Genomic DNA, 1,848 nt, shown 5'->3' with positions numbered 1-1,848 from the left:
CTGTGGACCTACCACAACAGCCCGCCCACCCCGACCGGCAACACCGCCGACGCGAACGTCACCAGCTACGGCTTCAGCTACATTCCGGGTGGCACCAGTTCGACGACCACCGATGCCACCGGCAAGAACACCTGGACCACCACGACCACCGACCTGCTCGGCCACCACATCACCAAGAACGACCCCGATGCCGGGACGAGCTACACGGTGGAGGACAACGCGGGCCTGCTGGTGCAGACCCAGGACGCCCGCGGCCAGTACCTCTCGTACTACTACGACAACCTCGGCCGTAAAACCGCCGAATACAGCACGGCCTGGACCGGTGACAACAGCACGCTGCCCGCGTCGTCGGCGCGGCTGGCGTCCTGGGCGTTCGACACCGCGCCGTCCCCGGACGGCAAGCCGAACCGTGGTCTGCCGGCCGGATCGACCCGCTACACCGACGCCGGCGCCAACGCCTACACCACCGGCGTCACCGGCTACGACCCGGCGGGACGCTCCCTGGGCGACCAGGTGACCATCCCGGCCGCCGACGGCAACGGCGCCCTGGCCGGCACCTACCAGACCAACAACAGCTACACCCCGGTCACCGGCCTGCTCGACCACACCGACCTGCCCGCCGCCGGCGGACTGCCCGCCGAGACCGTCTACAACTCCTACAACGTCAACGGCCTGCTCCTGGCCGCGGGCGGCAACGCCGACTACGTCGTGGCCAGCTCCTACGACCAGGTCGGCCGGATCCTGTCCCGCACCCTGGGCGACTACCCCTACCAGCTGGTCCAGCAGAACCTCTACGACCCGGCGACCGGCCGGGTGACCAACACCTTCACCGACACCACCGCCGGCCAGAGCACCGTCAACACCGGCCAGCTCAACACCTACAGCGTCGACGACGTCTCCTACACCTACGACGCCGCCGGGCGTCTCACCTCCACCGCCGACCTGCAGAACTGGACCGTGTCCGGCTCCTACCAGCCCGGCCCGCAGGCCCGCGACCTGCAGTGCTACACCTACGACTACGCCAGCCGCCTCACCAACGCCTGGGCCGACAAGGGCGACCAGACCCCGTCCGCGACGACGAACCTCAACAGCCCCACCACCGCCACCGGCGCGCTGGGCTCCTGCGCGGACTCCACCAGCAACAACCCACCCACCAACGCCACCTCCCTGGGCGGCCCGGCCCCGTACTGGCAGACCTACGGCTTCGACGCGAACGGGTCCCTGACCGGTGACCGCTCCTCGGTCACCGACCACGACCCCACCGGAAACACCGCCAAGGACACCACCCGCACCTCCACCTACCCGGCCGCGGGAAGCACCGGCCCGAACCTGCTGGCCAGCGTCACCGCCACCGGCGGCACCACCGGCACCGACAGCTACGGCTACGACGCGGCCGGGAACACCACCACCCGCACCCTGGCCGCCGGCCCCAAGCAGACCCTCACCTGGGACCCCGAGGGCCGCCTCGCCACCGTCACCGACACCAGCACCACCCCCGCCACCACCGCCGGCTACCTCTACGACGCCGACGGCAACCAGCTCATCCGCCGCGACACCGGCACCACCACCCTCTACCTCGGCGGCACCGAGCTCTACCTGAACACCAAAACCGGCGCGGTGACCGGCAACCGCTACTACGACTACCCGGGCGCCCCGTCCATCATCGCGGCCAGCAGCGGCGCCCTCACCTACGAGATCGCCAACAACCAGGGCACCGGCAGCACCACCCTCGACGCCACCACCGGCAAGATCGTCTCCCGCCGCTACACCAAGCCCTACGGCGACCCCCGCGGCACCGCCGCGACCACCTGGCCCGACGACCACACCTTCCTCAACAAAACCACCGAC

The 1,848-nt window shown here is 70.2% G+C and carries 1 protein-coding gene; it reads left to right on the top strand.

Translation table 11 applies throughout. The annotated features are described in order from the left end of the window. The coding region (locus tag TR49_RS39495) for an RHS repeat domain-containing protein (RefSeq protein WP_500808193.1) at positions 1–1,848 on the top strand (1,848 nt) is incomplete at both ends.

This window comes from Streptacidiphilus melanogenes, assembly GCF_000787835.1.
GTDB lineage: Bacteria > Actinomycetota > Actinomycetes > Streptomycetales > Streptomycetaceae > Streptacidiphilus > Streptacidiphilus melanogenes.
Note: the sequence above shows the minus strand (reverse complement) of the source record. Positions and strands in the feature narration are given on the sequence as shown.